This window comes from Flagellimonas myxillae, from assembly GCF_023502235.1.
In the GTDB taxonomy this organism is placed as follows: Bacteria; Bacteroidota; Bacteroidia; order Flavobacteriales; family Flavobacteriaceae; genus Flagellimonas; species Flagellimonas myxillae.
On sequence record NZ_JAMFLY010000002.1, the window covers coordinates 491,849 to 507,122 of the forward strand.

16 protein-coding genes and 1 tRNA gene are annotated in these 15,274 nt (G+C 43.9%); 14 read left to right on the top strand and 3 right to left on the bottom strand.

Features of this window, described 5'->3' with window-relative positions; translation table 11 throughout:
• Positions 1-28 precede the first annotated feature (28 nt).
• The 3 genes from M3P07_RS10705 to M3P07_RS10715 are packed head-to-tail and all read left to right on the top strand — an operon-like array spanning position 29 to position 2,132.
• Entirely contained in the window at positions 29-1,438 is a 1,410-nt protein-coding gene (locus tag M3P07_RS10705) for an MBL fold metallo-hydrolase (protein ID WP_249969905.1), read from the top strand.
• A gap of 8 nt (positions 1,439-1,446) precedes the next feature.
• Entirely contained in the window at positions 1,447-1,827 is a 381-nt protein-coding gene (locus tag M3P07_RS10710; RefSeq protein WP_249969906.1) for a rhodanese-like domain-containing protein, read from the top strand.
• A gap of 35 nt (positions 1,828-1,862) precedes the next feature.
• Positions 1,863-2,132: a heavy-metal-associated domain-containing protein gene (locus tag M3P07_RS10715; protein WP_249969907.1), complete on the top strand. Its 270-nt coding sequence runs from the start codon at positions 1,863-1,865 to the stop codon at positions 2,130-2,132.
• Here M3P07_RS10715 and M3P07_RS10720 read toward each other — a convergent pair.
• The 3 genes from M3P07_RS10720 to M3P07_RS10730 are packed head-to-tail and all read right to left on the bottom strand — an operon-like array spanning position 2,129 to position 4,693.
• Positions 2,129-3,010, bottom strand: a complete 882-nt coding sequence (locus M3P07_RS10720; protein WP_249969908.1) for a sterol desaturase family protein — start codon at positions 3,008-3,010, stop codon at positions 2,129-2,131. The two genes, M3P07_RS10715 and M3P07_RS10720, sit on opposite strands and share 4 nt — an antisense overlap.
• An 8-nt stretch (positions 3,011-3,018) precedes the next feature.
• Positions 3,019-3,471: a monoheme cytochrome C gene (locus M3P07_RS10725; RefSeq protein WP_249969909.1), complete on the bottom strand. Its 453-nt coding sequence runs from the start codon at positions 3,469-3,471 to the stop codon at positions 3,019-3,021.
• 1 nt (position 3,472) lies between these two features.
• Positions 3,473-4,693 carry a sulfite oxidase gene (locus M3P07_RS10730; protein ID WP_249969910.1) on the bottom strand — a complete coding sequence of 407 codons (1,221 nt, stop codon included), beginning with the start codon at positions 4,691-4,693 and terminating at the stop codon, positions 3,473-3,475.
• Positions 4,694-4,995: 302 nt separating this feature from the next.
• Between M3P07_RS10730 and M3P07_RS10735 the strand changes: the two genes are divergently transcribed.
• The 11 genes from M3P07_RS10735 to M3P07_RS10785 all read left to right on the top strand — a co-directional run bounded on the left by M3P07_RS10735 (position 4,996) and on the right by M3P07_RS10785 (position 15,110).
• Positions 4,996-6,771 carry a PQQ-dependent sugar dehydrogenase gene (locus M3P07_RS10735; RefSeq protein ID WP_249969911.1) on the top strand — a complete coding sequence of 592 codons (1,776 nt, stop codon included), beginning with the start codon at positions 4,996-4,998 and terminating at the stop codon, positions 6,769-6,771.
• A 12-nt stretch (positions 6,772-6,783) separates the two neighbouring features.
• Positions 6,784-8,037: an amidohydrolase/deacetylase family metallohydrolase gene (locus tag M3P07_RS10740; RefSeq protein ID WP_249969912.1), complete on the top strand. Its 1,254-nt coding sequence runs from the start codon at positions 6,784-6,786 to the stop codon at positions 8,035-8,037.
• A gap of 10 nt (positions 8,038-8,047) precedes the next feature.
• Positions 8,048-9,145, top strand: a complete 1,098-nt coding sequence (locus M3P07_RS10745) for a bile acid:sodium symporter family protein (protein ID WP_249969913.1) — start codon at positions 8,048-8,050, stop codon at positions 9,143-9,145.
• A 10-nt stretch (positions 9,146-9,155) separates the two neighbouring features.
• Positions 9,156-10,094 (top strand): RraA family protein, encoded by a 939-nt coding sequence (locus M3P07_RS10750; protein WP_249969914.1) that lies wholly within the window; start codon positions 9,156-9,158, stop codon positions 10,092-10,094.
• Positions 10,095-10,127: 33 nt separating this feature from the next.
• On the top strand, positions 10,128-10,598 hold the full coding sequence (locus tag M3P07_RS10755; protein ID WP_249969915.1) for a RidA family protein: 471 nt from the start codon (positions 10,128-10,130) through the stop codon (positions 10,596-10,598).
• 16 nt (positions 10,599-10,614) lie between these two features.
• The gene (locus M3P07_RS10760; RefSeq protein ID WP_249969916.1) at positions 10,615-11,829 is read left to right on the top strand and encodes an aminotransferase class V-fold PLP-dependent enzyme; all 1,215 of its coding nucleotides are present in this window, start codon (positions 10,615-10,617) and stop codon (positions 11,827-11,829) included.
• A gap of 36 nt (positions 11,830-11,865) precedes the next feature.
• Positions 11,866-12,444 (top strand): RidA family protein, encoded by a 579-nt coding sequence (locus M3P07_RS10765; protein ID WP_249969917.1) that lies wholly within the window; start codon positions 11,866-11,868, stop codon positions 12,442-12,444.
• Between the two features lie 105 nt (positions 12,445-12,549).
• Positions 12,550-13,113 carry a YeeE/YedE family protein gene (locus M3P07_RS10770; RefSeq protein WP_249969918.1) on the top strand — a complete coding sequence of 188 codons (564 nt, stop codon included), beginning with the start codon at positions 12,550-12,552 and terminating at the stop codon, positions 13,111-13,113.
• The gene (locus M3P07_RS10775; protein ID WP_249969919.1) at positions 13,110-13,523 is read left to right on the top strand and encodes a DUF6691 family protein; all 414 of its coding nucleotides are present in this window, start codon (positions 13,110-13,112) and stop codon (positions 13,521-13,523) included. The genes M3P07_RS10770 and M3P07_RS10775 overlap by 4 nt, the downstream gene beginning before the upstream one ends.
• Before the next feature lie 48 nt (positions 13,524-13,571).
• Positions 13,572-13,643 (top strand) — tRNA-Arg (locus M3P07_RS10780).
• 237 nt (positions 13,644-13,880) lie between these two features.
• On the top strand, positions 13,881-15,110 hold the full coding sequence (locus tag M3P07_RS10785; RefSeq protein WP_249969920.1) for a site-specific integrase: 1,230 nt from the start codon (positions 13,881-13,883) through the stop codon (positions 15,108-15,110).
• Positions 15,111-15,274: the final 164 nt, after the last annotated feature.

Consider the following 15,274-nt stretch of genomic DNA (forward strand, 5'->3'; position numbering starts at 1 on the left):
GCTTATTTTTGAATAAAATTTCAAGATTATGAAAATAGAACAGATATATACAGGATGTTTGGCACAAGGAGCCTATTATGTGGAAAGTGATGGAGAAGTGGCGATCATAGATCCGCTTAGGGAGGTGGAACCTTATATAAAAAGGGCCAAGGAAGCCAATGCCAAAATAAAATACATCCTTGAGACCCATTTTCATGCTGATTTTGTAAGCGGACACGTTACCTTGTCCAAAGAGACTGGCGCCCCGATAGTTTATGGTCCATTGGCCAACCCTGCCTTCGAAGCCATTATTGCAGAGGATGGTCAGGAGTTTAAACTGGGAAAAGTTACCCTAAAGGTGCTCCATACCCCAGGCCATACCATGGAGAGCACAACATATTTATTAAAGGATGAGACAAGAAAAGACCACGCCATTTTTAGTGGGGATACCTTGTTTTTGGGTGATGTGGGAAGACCTGATTTGGCGCAAAAAGCAGCCGACATGACCAAGGAGGAGTTGGCCGGCACACTTTATGACAGTCTTCGTTCCAAGATAATGCCCCTGTCCGATGATGTCATCGTTTATCCGGCCCATGGAGCAGGGTCCGCTTGTGGAAAGAACATGATGAAGGAAACTGTGGACACCTTGGGTAACCAGAAAAAAATGAACTACGCCCTTCGGGCCAACATGACCCGGGAGGAATTTATTGAGGAAGTCACGGATGGACTGTTGCCACCACCACAATACTTCCCTTTGAACGTAAAAATGAACAAGGAGGGGTATGAGGATATCGATGCCGTATTGGAAAGAGGTACGCAAGCATTGAGTCCCGAAGCTTTTGAAGCCGCCGCCAATGATACGGGAGCCGTGCTTCTGGATGTGCGCCATCAGGCCGATTTTGCCAAAGGCCATATACCGCGGTCCATCTTTATTGGACTGGGTGGTAGTTTCGCTCCCTGGGTGGGAGCGCTCATTGCCGATGTAAAACAACCAATCCTTTTAATTGCTCCTGAGGGAAAGGAAGAAGAAACCATTACCAGATTGTCAAGAGTAGGTTTCGATGGAACCCTGGGATATTTGAAAGGAGGCGTGGAAGCTTGGAAAAATGCTGGAAAGGAATTGGATGTCGTGGAGAGTATTGACGCCTCCACATTTAAGGAACGCTTGGAACAAAAGATACCAGTTTTTGATGTTCGCAAAGAACCTGAATTTTTGGCTGAACATATAGAAAATGCGGCCTTGACCCCTCTGGATTTTTTGAATGACCATTTGGCTGAATTTCCTTCAGAAGAAACTTTTTATGTACACTGTGCGGGAGGGTATCGTAGCATGATTGCTGCTTCCATCCTTAAAAGTAGGGGCATACACAACATGGTCGATGTGGCTGGCGGATTCAAGGCGATTAAGGAAGCGGGAATCCCCGTAACGGATTATGTGTGTCCAACAACTCTAAAATAGTATTCGAAATGGGAAAAATCTGTACATGGATTCCTTCGCTCTTATGTTGCATCTTTTTCTTTTCGTGCCAATCCCAACAAGAAACCACGGTAAAGAAAATAGACAAAGCTACCCTAAGGGCAGAAGCCGTTGATAAGAAGGCGCAATTGGTGGATGTGCGTACCCCAGGGGAATATGAAAAGGGTCATATTGGGAATGCGATAAATATCAATGTTAACGGCCCTAATTTTCAAGAGCAAATACTAAAATTGGACAAACAGCAACCCATTTATCTGTATTGTAAAAAAGGCGCACGTAGTAACAAGGCGGTTCAGTTGGCGAAAGAATTGGGTTTCCTGACTATCTATGACTACTCTGGTGGATACAATGACTGGATAAGGTCCAAATAAGAAAAGAATTCTCCCAAAATTTGAAATCACATAAAATGAAAACTGAACTTCAGGTCCAAAACCTAAAATGCGGCGGATGTGCCAATACTATTACAACCCAATTGTCAGACATGGAAGATGTTCGGGACGTACAGGTGAATCCCGATTTGTCCATAGTCATGTTCGAATACGATGATGAACAAACGGTTTCAAAAGTAAAGGAGAAATTAAAGACTTTGGGTTATCCCAGTCAGGAGGACGAAAATGGCGTTTTGCTCAAGGCCAAATCCTACCTAAGCTGCGCCGTTGGCCGGTTCGGAAATTAGGAATCTGTATGCTTGGATTTTCTGAATCCATAAAAGAGTTGCCCCCAAAATCTTTTGGGCATCTTCTCATCCCCCGGATACCCAAGTGCTATGGTTCCGCTGTCTTCAGGAATATGGTTCGTCTTAAAAATATAGTCCCATAAGCTTAAGCTTATCCCAAAGTTGACTCCATAGCGATTTTTAGGAAGTTCGTAAGAGTGATGGTACAAGTGCATTACCGGGTTGTTGAGAATGTACTTGAGCGGACCATAGGTAATCTTAACATTGGCGTGGTTTAAATGTCCTATGGCAATTGCAACAAAGTGAACGATAAAGGCCTGTTCAGGTTCAAAACCACCCAAGAGCATTACTCCGAAAGTCTTCAAAGGTTTGTAAAGAATGTTTTCCATCCAATGGTATCGTAAATGGGCGGCAAATCCCATTTCCTTTACACTATGGTGCACCTGATGAAATCGCCATAGTGCAGGAAAACGATGCAGTAGGATATGGGTAAACCACTGCACAAAATCCAATAAAACAAAAAAGACCAATAATTGCAGCCAAACAGCTTGCTCCGTGAGGTTTATTACTGCCAAACTTTTTGCCGTAATACCGAGCTTGCCAAATAGGAGTTCCAACATCTTGTAAACCCCACTTACCACGATAGCGAAAATGAAAAAATTGAAGAACATATAAAAGCAGTCCAACCAAAAGTCCTTTCGGAAAATCGATTGTTCCTTGCGCCAGGGAAATAGGATTTCCAAGGCCCAAACCACTAAAGAAATAACAATCAACCCCCAAAAATAATTGGAGCTCCATGGCACTTGAAACAGGATGGATTTCCAAGTCCATTGGGCCGTTCCCATAAAACTGTTTGCAAAAGTTTCTAGATACTCCATGACATCGTTTATTCAAGTTCGTACCAAACCGTTTGGTCTAGATTTTGTCTACGACCTTTCGCAACCGGGGCATAATTTTTGGCTAGATAGGTGAGGATAAGCTCCTCGTTATTTCCCAAATCCCAAAGATTTTGGGTCTCCTGCATCCAGCGAATGGTAGCTTCCCAACCGTCCCTGCTCATTCGATTTTGGGTTACCAATTTCGCCGAATGGCAGTTGGTGCAATTCTGGATGGTCACCCGCATTCCCTCGTCTTCAATAAAACCCGTGGTTACATGGATGCCATTTTCAATCTCATCATCAATGCTCACTAGGGGGGTCACATCTTCCAATTCCTGCTGTATTTCCGGAGGGCGATTGGCCCAATAAAACAAGCCTGAAAATAGTATTAAAAACAGCAACAGGAAGGAAAAAAGCAGTCGCGACAGGCGCCTCACCTGATGATCAAACTCCTTTTTCATATCATACCACTTTTACGGCAATTCGGTGACAGGCATTATTCAAATACCCCTTGGGATTCCACCCGGGCAAAACCATGGGTTGGCTCCTTCCGTTTTGATCCGTGGCCCTGGCCCAAACCTCATAATATCCTTTCTTTGGGAAATCGATAGTGGCCGAAAAATGCTGCCAGGCCAATCGATTTGCCGGTTTTTCCAGACTGCAAGTAATCCAATTACTTCCAAAATCTATCGAATACTCCATTTGGTTTACCTCGAGTTCCCCGGCCCAAGCATGTCCATTGACCTTTAGGGCTCGTCCGGCCTTGATCAAGGCCCCACTTTTTGGATGGGTGATCAAGGATTTAACGGGCATGGATTCGATTATGCACATGTTGGTATCTTCCACCTTGGTTCCAGGAGCAACATTTTCACAAGGGACGCGATACGAACTTCCGCCCATTTTGGCTCCGTCGTGCACTTTATTTCTGATACTGATTCGATTGACCCATTTACCGGAAGCGGAAGCTGGCCAACCCCCACAAACCAAACGTAGTGGGTAACCATGGGCCATGGGAATGTCTTCCCCGTTCATTTGAAAAGCCAATAAGGTCTCATCCTGAAGTGCTTTGGATATGGGAACTCCACGGGAAATAGGTTCTTTGTTAGGGTCACCACTTAAATGGGTGTCTGCGGCGTGATATCCAATATATACTGCATCAGATTTGATTCCAGCGGCCTCCAGAACGTCACGCAGACGAACCCCGGTCCATTGCGCACAGGAAACTGCACCCACCGTCCATTGGTTCCCTTTGGCGGGCGGGTCAAACTCACTTCGTCCGTTACCTCCACATTCAAGGGTAAGTTGGTAGGTGTGATGCTGGTAATTTGTTTTTAGTTCTTGCAGTGAAAATGTCTTTCGGGATTTCACAGATTCCCCATCAATGGTTAGTTCCCAGCTAGAGGCATCCACATGCTCAGGGATTTTTCCATTGTTTCGGATAAACATGTACTTATTGGGGGTGACAGGGTCATTCAACAAATGGGCCTGGGCCTCCATGTTCCAGGGTTTATCATTGAGAACCACCATTTCCTTGTCCTTGAGAAACCGTTCGAAGGGGTCTGGGTCTTGTAGAAATAGGGGGATATAATTCGGGGGAATCCTGTCAGCAAAAACAACTTCAGCACCAAGGGAACCCGCAAGTATTCCCAACAAACCTTTGCCTACGAATTTTCTTCTGTCCATGGTGTAACCTAACTTCTTCAATAAGCAGCAAAAGATAAGCATAATAGAAGTAGGTACAATTCAAAATTATTGCTAATTTGTGGATGTTCCCAACTAAAATTTTCCAAAAACCTGTGTCAACTTTTGTATAATAAAGCGCACAATATCGGCACAATACACGCATTATATCGGCACAATGTCGGCGTCCGGAGGTGTAGTAACGTCCTTCGTCTACTTTTTTGGTTACGTATTGATTATAGTTATACCTTAAAAAGGTCCTATAAGGACCTTGCTCAGATGTCAACTATTATTTCAAAATAAACATGGGGAAAGACCATTATTTACAGTTCAAAATTTTACTGATCAGTGCTGTGGTCGGTATCATTTCATTAGGATGTGAAAAAGAAACGGGGGAACCCAACGGAGGGTTGTTCCTGCCGGAAGGATTTAGGGCCACTGTAATGGTGGACAGTATTGAAGAACGTGTTAGACATTTGGCGGTAGGACCCGAAGGTCAAGTGTACGCGAAGCTTAGAAATTCAAACGAAAATTCGGCCATTGCCGTTTTGCAGGATGCAGATAATGATGGAAGGGCCGAAACTGTCCATAAGTTTGGAGGATACAGAAAAAAGCAAAAGTGGAGCTATGCAACGGCCATGCACGTTTATAACGGATATCTCTATTTCAGCTCCGAATTGGTGGTGTATCGCTATAAATTGGAGCCAGGGACCTTGGTGCCACAGGGAGAGGTTGAAGTGGTTTTAACGGACGACCATGAGCACGGGAAACATGAGCACATCGGAAAACCATTGGCTTTTGATGACCAAGGAAATATGTATGTCCCTTTCGGCGCTCCTTCAAATGCATGTCAAAGCCCAAAGAGAACACCCGGAGCCCCAGGACAAGATCCCTGTCCCGACCTGGAAAAACATGGGGGCATCTGGCGATTTGATGCCAATAAATTAAACCAAACCCAAGAAGATGGATACAAATACGCCACAGGAATTCGAAGTGTTGTGGCGATGGATTGGAACCCGGATGATGGGAACCTCTATATTGTAGTCCATGGACGTGACGATTTGTTGCGTTTATTCCCAAGCATCTACTCAGGATGGCAAAGTGCTTTATTGCCTTCGGAGGAGTTTATAAGGGTGGATGAAGGAGCGGATTTTGGATGGCCCTATTGCTATTTCGACCAACTTCAGGAGAAAAAGGTATTGGCCCCCGAGTATGGAGGGGATGGAAAAATTGTGGGTAGGTGTGATCAATGCGAAGACCCTATAATGGGCTTTCCAGGACATTGGGCCCCCAACGATTTGGTATTTTATCAAGGGGACCATTTTCCCGAACGCTATAAAAATGGAGCTTTCATTGCTTTCCATGGATCAACCAATAGGGCGCCATACCCGCAATCTGGATATTTTGTTGGCTTCGTTCCCTTTAAGGACGGGCAACCCACAGGAGAGTGGGAGGTATTTGCTGATGGCTTTGCCCGCGTGGATCCCATTGTAAGTGTAAGGGATGCCGAATTCAGACCGATGGGGATCGCTTTTGGCTCTGATGGCTCAATGTATCTGTCGGATTCGGTCAAGGGCAAAATCTGGAAAATTGTTTTTGAGGGAGACAAGGCGACCTTTGGCGAAAGTGAACTCGCTGCCATGGAAGCCAGAAAGGAACTATCCCATATTCGCACCCCAGATGAAATTGAGGATGACCTGACACGGGGTCAGATAATCTCTGGAGGTGCACAAACGTATTATACCTATTGCAGTGCATGCCATCAAAAGGATGGGGAGGGAGCTACAGGAAGATTTCCCCCATTGGCGAACACCGACTGGGTTACCGGAGACAAAGAACGCCTGATTGGTGTAACCCTCAATGGCATGGACGGCAGTATTGAAATCAAAGGAACCGTTTACAACGGGGTAATGCCGCAACACAGTTTTCTAAGCGATGCGGACATTGCTGAGGTACTTACCTATATAAGGTCGAACTTTGGAAACAATGCCAGTGCAGTTACCGAAGAAGAAGTTCGGGACGTAAGGAGCAAAACAGAAGCCGAGGAAGAACCTCATGATGATACTAACCATACTCACTAAATACAACCAACGATGAGAACAAATTTTGTAATCCGACTTTTATTGTTTTCCATTTTTCTGGTGCCTTTGTCGAAGATTGAGGCCCAGAACTATGACCTATTAATAAAGGGGGGACATGTAATTGATGCAAAAAACAACATAGACCGGCCTATGGATGTGGCCATTCTAGATGGAAAAATTGCCAAAGTAGCCACCAACATAGCCGCAAATACCGCAAAAAAAGTAGTGGATGCCAAAGGGTTGATTGTGGCCCCCGGGTTTTTGGACATCCACAGCCATAACTTTCATGGAACAGAACCTGGTGCCTATTTGAGCAATAGCTTTTCGGCATTGCCGCCAGATGGCTTCACCTTCAGAAGTGGTGTTACCACCATTGTTGATGCAGGTGGTGCTGGTTGGAGAAATTTTAAAATGTTCAAAGAACAAGTTATTGATCGTTCAAAGACCCGAGTGCTTGCCTTTCTCAATATTGTAGGCTCCGGGATGAGAGGTGGGGCCGTAGAGCAGAACCTGACAGACATGGATGCCAAACTGACTGCCATGGTGGCCAAGCAAAATCCCAAAACCGTTGTAGGTGTAAAACTTGCGCACTATTCTGGTTTTGATTGGACCCCAACAGAACGCACGGTAGAAGCCGGGACCTTGGCCAGTATTCCGGTAATGATTGATTTTGGGGGAAGTGATCCTGAACTTCCGTTAAAGACATTGTTCCTAGATAAACTTAGACCAGGTGATATCTTTACCCATGCCTATGCAAATGTAAAAGGAAGAACACCCATTGTAGATGCCAATGGCAAAGTGCGGGACTTCGTATTTGAAGCGCAAAAAAGAGGAATCATCTTTGATGTGGGCCATGGAGGTGGAAGTTTTGTGTTTGATCAAGCTATGCCCGCTATGCAGCAGGGCTTAAAACCCAATTCCATTAGTACGGACCTTCACACCGGTAGTATGAATGCTGGCATGAAGGATTTGGCCAATATCATGTCGAAATTCTTGGCCATGGGAATGCCCATCAACGAAGTTGTGGATGCAGTTACCAATAAACCCGCGATTATTATTCAAAGACCGGACTTAGGCAATTTAAGCGTGGGCGCTGTTGCAGATGTTACGTTGATCAAGGTCAGAAAAGGGGATTTTGGATTTGTGGATGTTCGTGGTAAAAAAATCAATGGTCCTGAACGCGTGGAATGTGAACTTACCCTTCGGGAAGGAAAAGTGGTTTGGGACATGAATGGGATCTCCAAAGAAAAATGGAAAGCTAACTAACTTTATTTTGATGAAGAAACAACATAAGATTCTACTTGCGATTTCACTGCTCTGTCTTGCTTCGGGCATTTTATTTTTGGTTACTGGAAACACCCAACTTTCCGGACCGTCATTGGTATTCTTCTTCCTTTTATTGGCCATGGCCTTACGCGGACACTCCTTTTTAAAAGGGTTCTCCTATACCATTTTAATTTTTGCAGCGGTTACATTGGCCATGTACTATCCAACCTATTTCCAGGAAATGGGAGGGTTCCAGTTCAAGACATTAATTGTACCCCTGTTGCAGATTATCATGTTCGGAATGGGAACCGCAATGAGTTTCAAAGACTTTATGGGGGTAGTGAAAATGCCCAAGGGGGTATTGGTAGGTTTGGTGTGCCAGTTTACGATCATGCCTGTTTTAGGTTTCGCGATTGCTACCATGTTCGCATTCCCACCAGAGATTGCCGCAGGTATTGTTTTAGTGGGTTCATCACCCAGCGGATTGGCATCGAATGTAATGGCCTATTTGGCAAAGGCCAATCTAGCCCTTTCAGTGACCCTTACTGCCGTCTCCACCTTACTGGCGCCGCTAATGACACCTTTATTGATGGAAGTATTTGCCGGTGAATTTGTGCCAATTGATTTTTGGGGTATGATGCTGAGTATTATCAAAATTGTGATTCTACCTGTGGCACTAGGGCTATTGTTCAATCACTTTTTCCACGGAAAAGCCAAATGGTTGGATAAGGCTATGCCCATTGTTTCCATGGCGGGAATTGCCTTTATTATTGTGATCATCACCGCAGCAGGTCGGGATAGTCTGCTTTCCATAGGAATCTTCCTGGTATTGGCTGCAATTATCCACAATATGGCCGGATATTTTATGGGCTATTGGGGTTGCAGGATTTTAAAGATGAAAGAACAGGATTGCAGGACCATTGCCTTGGAAGTTGGAATGCAGAATGCGGGGCTTGCCTCGGGCATCGCCCTAGAAATGGGCAAGGTGGCCACCATAGGTTTGGCACCAGCAATTTTTGGTCCGTGGATGAATATTTCAGGTTCTTCCTTGGCTACCTGGTGGCGCGAAAAGAGTCCGTTTAACAATAAAGAAAAAACAGAGAATTAAAACCATACAAATGAAAAAAACCATTTTTCAGCTTTGCAGGGCTTCCTGCTTGATTGTTCTTTTTTTGGTCCATGGGACCGTGAATGCACAGGCCACTTCCAAGGAACAGATATTATTTCTAACCCCGCAGTGGACCGGGGAGCGTTTTGAGGATGGTCGACCCAAAGTGGCCGACGATGTGCTGGAACGCATGAAAAAAGTGACCATTGAAGAAGCCTGGGGCGTTTTGAGGAACGAAGGGTATCACAATCAATTTGAGGGAGGATGGCAACCGCTGCATGATGATGTGGTAGTCGTAGGCCGGGCCCTTACGGTTCAATATATGCCCAATCGTCCGGACGTGTCGGAAGTTATCAAGGAAAATGGAAAAAAAGAGGGCCGAATTGGGAATACGAACTCTTGGCCAATCGACATGCTAAATGAAGGGGATGTTTATGTTGCCGATGCCTTCGGCAAAATAGTGGATGGAACCTTGATTGGGGACAATTTGGGAAATTCCATTTATGCCAAATCAAAAACTGGAGTGGTGTTCAACGCCTCCAGCAGGGATATGGAAGGGCTTTCCGAAATAGAGGGCTTTAATGCCTTTGTAAGGGGGTGGCACCCATCATTTTTGACCGAGGTAATGCTATTGGGAATCAACCAACCCATTCGGATGGGAGCAGCAACGGTTTTGCCAGGAGACGTGGTTCTGGCCAAAAAGGAGGGTGTGATTTTTGTTCCCTCGCACCTTGCAGAAAAAGTTGTGGTCACTTCAGAAGTGGTGCGGTTAAGGGACCTGTTTGGAATCTCCCGATTAAAGGAAGGGAAGTACACGCCTGGCCAAATAGACAACAAATGGACGGACGAAATAGAAAAGGATTTTTCAGGATGGCTCAAAGATCATATTGACGAACTTCCTGTGCCTAAAGAGCAAATTCAGGAGTTGCTCAAGAAAAGAATGTGGTAAATCAGTAAATAACTAAAATCAAAAACATATAAAATGAAAAAAGTAACGAATAGAAGATCATCATTGAAACGGATTGGCTTGGGGATAGCTGCCTTTTTTGGAGCAGGTACCGTATCAGCTCTTGCCAAAGAAAAAAAACCGGTTAAGGAAGTGGTTGGAACCGTGGTGAACGACCAGGATGTACCCTTGTTCTCTGGTTCGGTCAGACATGGAAATACCCTATATGTGGCAGGAAAGGGAGCCCATTTTGATGGGGACATCAAAGCCCATACCGACCATGTGCTAAAAGAAGTGGAAAAAGAATTGGTTAAGAATGGAACCTCCATGGACAAAGTTCTAAAGGTGAACGTGTACTTGGCCGATTTAGCGGATTACCACAAAATGAACGAGGTATATCGAGGCCGATTTGGGAAGAATCCACCTGTACGTACAACAGTGGCCACTTATGGCGGGGTTCCTGGAAACTCCCTGGTAGAAATAGATTGTATTGCCGCATTGGATTAACACTAACAAAAGAATCATGATTAGCAGAAGAAAATTATTAAAAACATTGTCCAGCATTCCCGTGCTAGGTGGATTGGCAGGGACAGGCCTATTGGTTCCCCAAATCGCTGGGGCCGAAATGGCCAAGCCCGCTTCGAGGAATTTATTCAAGGAATTGGGTCTTAGAACCTTTATCAATGCAGCAGGAACCTACACCTCAATGACGGGTTCCATGATGCCTAAAGAAGTTGTGGAAGCTTACAAGTTTGGAGCAACAGAATATGTAGACCTAGATCAATTGCACGACAAGGTGGGAGAACGTATTGCCGAGCTGTTGAATTGCGAATACGCCACAGTTTCTTCAGGTGCTTTTGGTGCCATGACTATTGGTTTGGCAGGAGTCATTTGTGGAATGGACCAAAAAAAGGTAGCACAATTACCGGATACCACTGGACTCAAAAACGAAGTCATCCTCCAAGAGGCGCACGACATTGGATATACACATGCCCTTTTGAATACAGGGGCCAAACTGGTGACTGTAAAGACCGCCAAAGAGCTGGAGAAGAAAATCAATGACAAAACAGCGATGCTATGGTTTTTGAACGCCAATACTGACCAAGGGGAAATTGGCTATGAAGAATTTGTTGCCATAGGTAAAAAACATGGAATTCCAACTTTTATCGACTGTGCCGCCGATGTACCCCCAGTCGACAACCTGTTTAAGTTTACCAAACTAGGATTCGACCTTGTTGCCTTCTCAGGAGGTAAGGGAATACGTGGACCACAAAGTGCTGGACTTTTATTGGGAAGAAAAGACCTTATCAAAGCCGCCCGATTGCATACTCCACCTAGAGGAACCACCATTGCCCGTGGCATGAAGGTAAACAAGGAAGAGGTGCTGGGAATGTTGGTGGCCTTGGAGCTTTATCTCAATAAAGACCACAAGAAAGAATGGGAACTTTGGGAAAGCCAGATAAAATTGATAAGCGATAGTGCCACCTCCGTTGACGGCGTGGAATCCGAGATTCACGTACCGCCACATGCCAACCATGTGCCTTCGCTTAGAATAAGCTGGGACCAGAACAAGGTCAAGATCACGCCCGAAGAGGCCAGGAAACAGCTGAAGGAAGGCCATCCTTCCATTGCTACCGTTGGAAACAAAGAGACCATAGGTATTACCACATGGATGATGGTGCCTGGTCAAGAGAGGATTGTGGCGGACAGGCTTAAGGAAATTCTGTCCAATGCGTAACTTTGGGAATAACCTAAAAGTTTAAACCAGACAGAAATGAAAAAGTACTTAGTTTTTTTATGGGTCCTTGCATTCTTTGCTTGCAAGGAAGGCCCTGAACATCATGAGGAACACGAAGAGCAAGCTCCAAAAGAAGTTATAGCGTCGGACTACGATCCAGAATCCAAATTATCCGACTTGAATATAACGTTGGGAACTCCCTCTTCCCCTGTGGCGAATTACGTGAACGTGGTTCGAACCGGAAACCTTCTGTTTTTGGCAGGGAAGGGACCTACGATGGCAAATGGGGAACTCATAACCGGAAAAGTGGGCGGGGACCTCACAGTGGAAGAGGGCTACGAAGCCGCTCGGGTAACTGCGATAAACCAACTCACCGTGCTCAAGGCCGAATTGGGCAATTTGAACAAAGTGAAACGCGTGGTAAAAGTTTTGGGGATGGTAAATGCAGTCCCAGAATTTGGCGATCATCCCGAAGTAATCAATGGATTTTCAGATTTGATGGTGGGTGTTTTTGGGGAACGCGGCAAACATGCTCGCGCGGCTGTTGGAATGGGATCACTTCCGCGAAATATTGCCGTGGAAATCGAAATGATCGTTGAGGTAGTCGACGAATAAAGTTTCCGTTTTAGATGTAATTGACCAAACCTGATATGGTCGCTGTGTAACTTTTGTTACCCGAAATGTCCTATTGGGTGGGTTATTTTTGGAAAAATTTTTCTCATGGAAGTGTTATTGCAACCTTGGCCTTGGTATGTGTCAGGGCCTTTGATTGTTTTGGTCATGGCCATCTTAATATTGATGGGCAAGCGATTTGGGATGTCTTCCAACCTAGAAACAATATGTTCGATAGGTGGGGCGGGTAGATTCACTGATTACTTTAAAACGGATATTAATTCCAAAAGATGGAGCCTGCTCGTAGTGTTGGGTGCGGTTATCGGAGGTTTTGTGGGAGCCAATTTTTTGACCAAAGATCAAAGCGTTGCCATTTCCCAAAACACAGTTGAAACCTTAAATGAACTTGGATTCGATAGCGCTGGAACTGCATATCTGCCCACAGAACTTTTTTCATCGGAAAGCCTAACTGATCCATTTACCTGGGTGATTTTGTTGCTCGCTGGTTTCTTGGTAGGATTTGGTGCGCGATATGCCGGGGGCTGCACCTCCGGTCATGCTATTTCCGGATTGAGTAATCTTCAATTGCCCTCCTTGATTGCCGTTGTTGGCTTTTTCGTGGGAGGTTTGATCATGATTCACCTATTGTTTCCTTTAATCTTTGGCTCATGAAAAATTTGGCGTTTTTATTGATAGGCACCTTTTTCGGCATTGTGATGTACAAATCTGAAGCGGCCTCTTGGTTCCGCATTTATGAAATGTTCCAGTTCGATGCATTTCACATGTATGGCATAATTGGTTCGGCAGTGATATTGGGAATTGTGTTTGTACAATGGGTTAAAAGGACCAAGGCGAAATCTTTTTTCGGGGATACCATCAAAATAGCACCCAAAAGCAAAACACTTGTGGCCAACGGAATGGGAGGTGTCCTGTTTGGATTGGGTTGGGCCTTGGCCGGAGCATGCCCTGGACCCATGTACACCTTGGTTGGGGCAGGTTATGTTCCCATTTTAGTGGTTATTCTAGGTGCCGTGTTGGGAGCTTTGGTATATGGGCTGATAAAAAGCAGGTTGCCGCATTAGTATTTGATACCCAAAAAAACATATTTTTGCATTCCATTTATGGAAAATGGCCCCGTAGTTCAATGGATAGAATAGAAGTTTCCTAAACTTTAGATGCAAGTTCGATTCTTGCCGGGGCTACTTTTACCACTTCAAAGGGATTTTTAGGAAATCAAAAAATATTGATATTCAATGTTTTACGATTTTTTAGTTTCAAATAACATCTTTTGAAACTATCCATTCGAGTTCACAAATCGTCAACATTTTTCTCTAAGTGTTTTCGTATTTGGAAATCGGTCTGTTTTAAAGTGTTAAACAAACTACCCATTGGTGATTTGACTTTCGTCTTAAACTAAGTTTAATTAAAAGACGAATGTCATGCGGACTCTCTCTACGTTTTCTATTCTATTTTGGGTATACACCAAAAGATCTAAGAACAATCAAGCACCGATCTACGCCAGAATAACTGTAAACAGAAAAAAGCTCAATATTAGCCTTAAACGACGGGTGGAAACTCATCTTTGGAACAACCAAAAACAACGAATCAATGGAACAAGTGAAAAAGCTCGAAATATTAATCAATATTTGGATGAAGTATACGCAAAATTGTTTCAATGCTATCAAGAACTTAGGTCAGAAAATAAATCAATAACCCCTCAAACCATAAAGTTGAGGTATACAGGTGACGACAAAATTGAGCAGTACACGTTACGAGACATTATTGAGTACCACAATGCAAGTATGTTCAAAAAACTGCATGGAAATACTTCTAGACTTTACCTAACAAGTCAAAAATACATTCTACTATTTGTGAAGAAAAAGTATAAGGTAGATGATTTCGAACTTTCAAGTCTTGACTATAAGTTCATACTAAATTTTGAAAGCTTTCTAAGGAATTACAGTCCACAGCATTATAAAAAGCGAATTGGCAATAACGCCGTGATGAAGCATATTCAGAGGCTACGGAGAATGGTGTCTTTGGCCCATCAATTAGAGTGGATTGACCGCGACCCTTTCGTGAAATTCAAACAAAAATTGACCCCTACTCACAGAGGATTTTTGACGCCTGAGGAATTGAAACATATAGAAGACCTGCAGATTAAATCAGCAAGATTGAAATCAGTAAGGGACTTGTTCGTGTTTAGTTGTTATACAGGAATAAGTTATATAGATGTAATGCAATTAACTAATGAAAGTTTGGTGTTAGGAATGGATAAAACATACTGGATAATGACACAACGGCAAAAGACAAGAAACGCAGTTAAAATTCCATTACTATCTAAAGCATCAGAGATAATTGAATGTTACAGATATGATAAAAGGTCTTCGATTAACGGGACACTTTTCCCAAGAATATCGAATCAAAAAGTTAATGCTTATTTGAAGGAAGTTGCGGAGCTCGCCAAGGTAAGAAAGAACCTTACTTTTCATATGGCTAGACATACCTTTGCCACTACGGTTACTCTAACCAACGGGGTTCCTATTGAGACCATTTCAAAAATGCTGGGTCATCGTAAACTGACCACTACACAGATATATGCCAAAGTATTGGAAAAAAAGGTTTGTGATGATATGCAGCTTCTAAGGGAAAAACTAGAACGGTCCTAAAAAACCTTCTATTTACGACCCTAGAAAAAACTATTGCCAAAGGTCTCTTGTATGAGCGGTACCAGTTTTAAATTACCATACTGTCCATAAACAAGATACTTCTATCAACAAAAATAGCGGGTCAAGTATATTTTTAAACCGCTATTGCTTATAGAACACATTGT

Excerpts from the sequence above, each read along its gene's own strand:
- M3P07_RS10745 (WP_249969913.1), top strand. The coding sequence starts at position 8,048 with ATGAAGAAACAACATAAGATTCTACTTGCGATTTCACTGCTCTGTCTT.
- M3P07_RS10720 (WP_249969908.1), bottom strand. The coding sequence starts at position 3,010 with ATGGAGTATCTAGAAACTTTTGCAAACAGTTTTATGGGAACGGCCCAA.
- M3P07_RS10770 (WP_249969918.1), top strand. The coding sequence starts at position 12,550 with ATGGAAGTGTTATTGCAACCTTGGCCTTGGTATGTGTCAGGGCCTTTG.
- M3P07_RS10785 (WP_249969920.1), top strand. The coding sequence starts at position 13,881 with ATGCGGACTCTCTCTACGTTTTCTATTCTATTTTGGGTATACACCAAA.
- M3P07_RS10775 (WP_249969919.1), top strand. The coding sequence starts at position 13,110 with ATGAAAAATTTGGCGTTTTTATTGATAGGCACCTTTTTCGGCATTGTG.
- M3P07_RS10765 (WP_249969917.1), top strand. The coding sequence starts at position 11,866 with ATGAAAAAGTACTTAGTTTTTTTATGGGTCCTTGCATTCTTTGCTTGC.
- M3P07_RS10750 (WP_249969914.1), top strand. The coding sequence starts at position 9,156 with ATGAAAAAAACCATTTTTCAGCTTTGCAGGGCTTCCTGCTTGATTGTT.
- M3P07_RS10710 (WP_249969906.1), top strand. The coding sequence starts at position 1,447 with ATGGGAAAAATCTGTACATGGATTCCTTCGCTCTTATGTTGCATCTTT.
- M3P07_RS10725 (WP_249969909.1), bottom strand. The coding sequence starts at position 3,471 with ATGAAAAAGGAGTTTGATCATCAGGTGAGGCGCCTGTCGCGACTGCTT.
- M3P07_RS10760 (WP_249969916.1), top strand. The coding sequence starts at position 10,615 with ATGATTAGCAGAAGAAAATTATTAAAAACATTGTCCAGCATTCCCGTG.
- M3P07_RS10740 (WP_249969912.1), top strand. The coding sequence starts at position 6,784 with ATGAGAACAAATTTTGTAATCCGACTTTTATTGTTTTCCATTTTTCTG.
- M3P07_RS10735 (WP_249969911.1), top strand. The coding sequence starts at position 4,996 with ATGGGGAAAGACCATTATTTACAGTTCAAAATTTTACTGATCAGTGCT.
- M3P07_RS10730 (WP_249969910.1), bottom strand. The coding sequence starts at position 4,693 with ATGGACAGAAGAAAATTCGTAGGCAAAGGTTTGTTGGGAATACTTGCG.
- M3P07_RS10755 (WP_249969915.1), top strand. The coding sequence starts at position 10,128 with ATGAAAAAAGTAACGAATAGAAGATCATCATTGAAACGGATTGGCTTG.
- M3P07_RS10705 (WP_249969905.1), top strand. The coding sequence starts at position 29 with ATGAAAATAGAACAGATATATACAGGATGTTTGGCACAAGGAGCCTAT.
- M3P07_RS10715 (WP_249969907.1), top strand. The coding sequence starts at position 1,863 with ATGAAAACTGAACTTCAGGTCCAAAACCTAAAATGCGGCGGATGTGCC.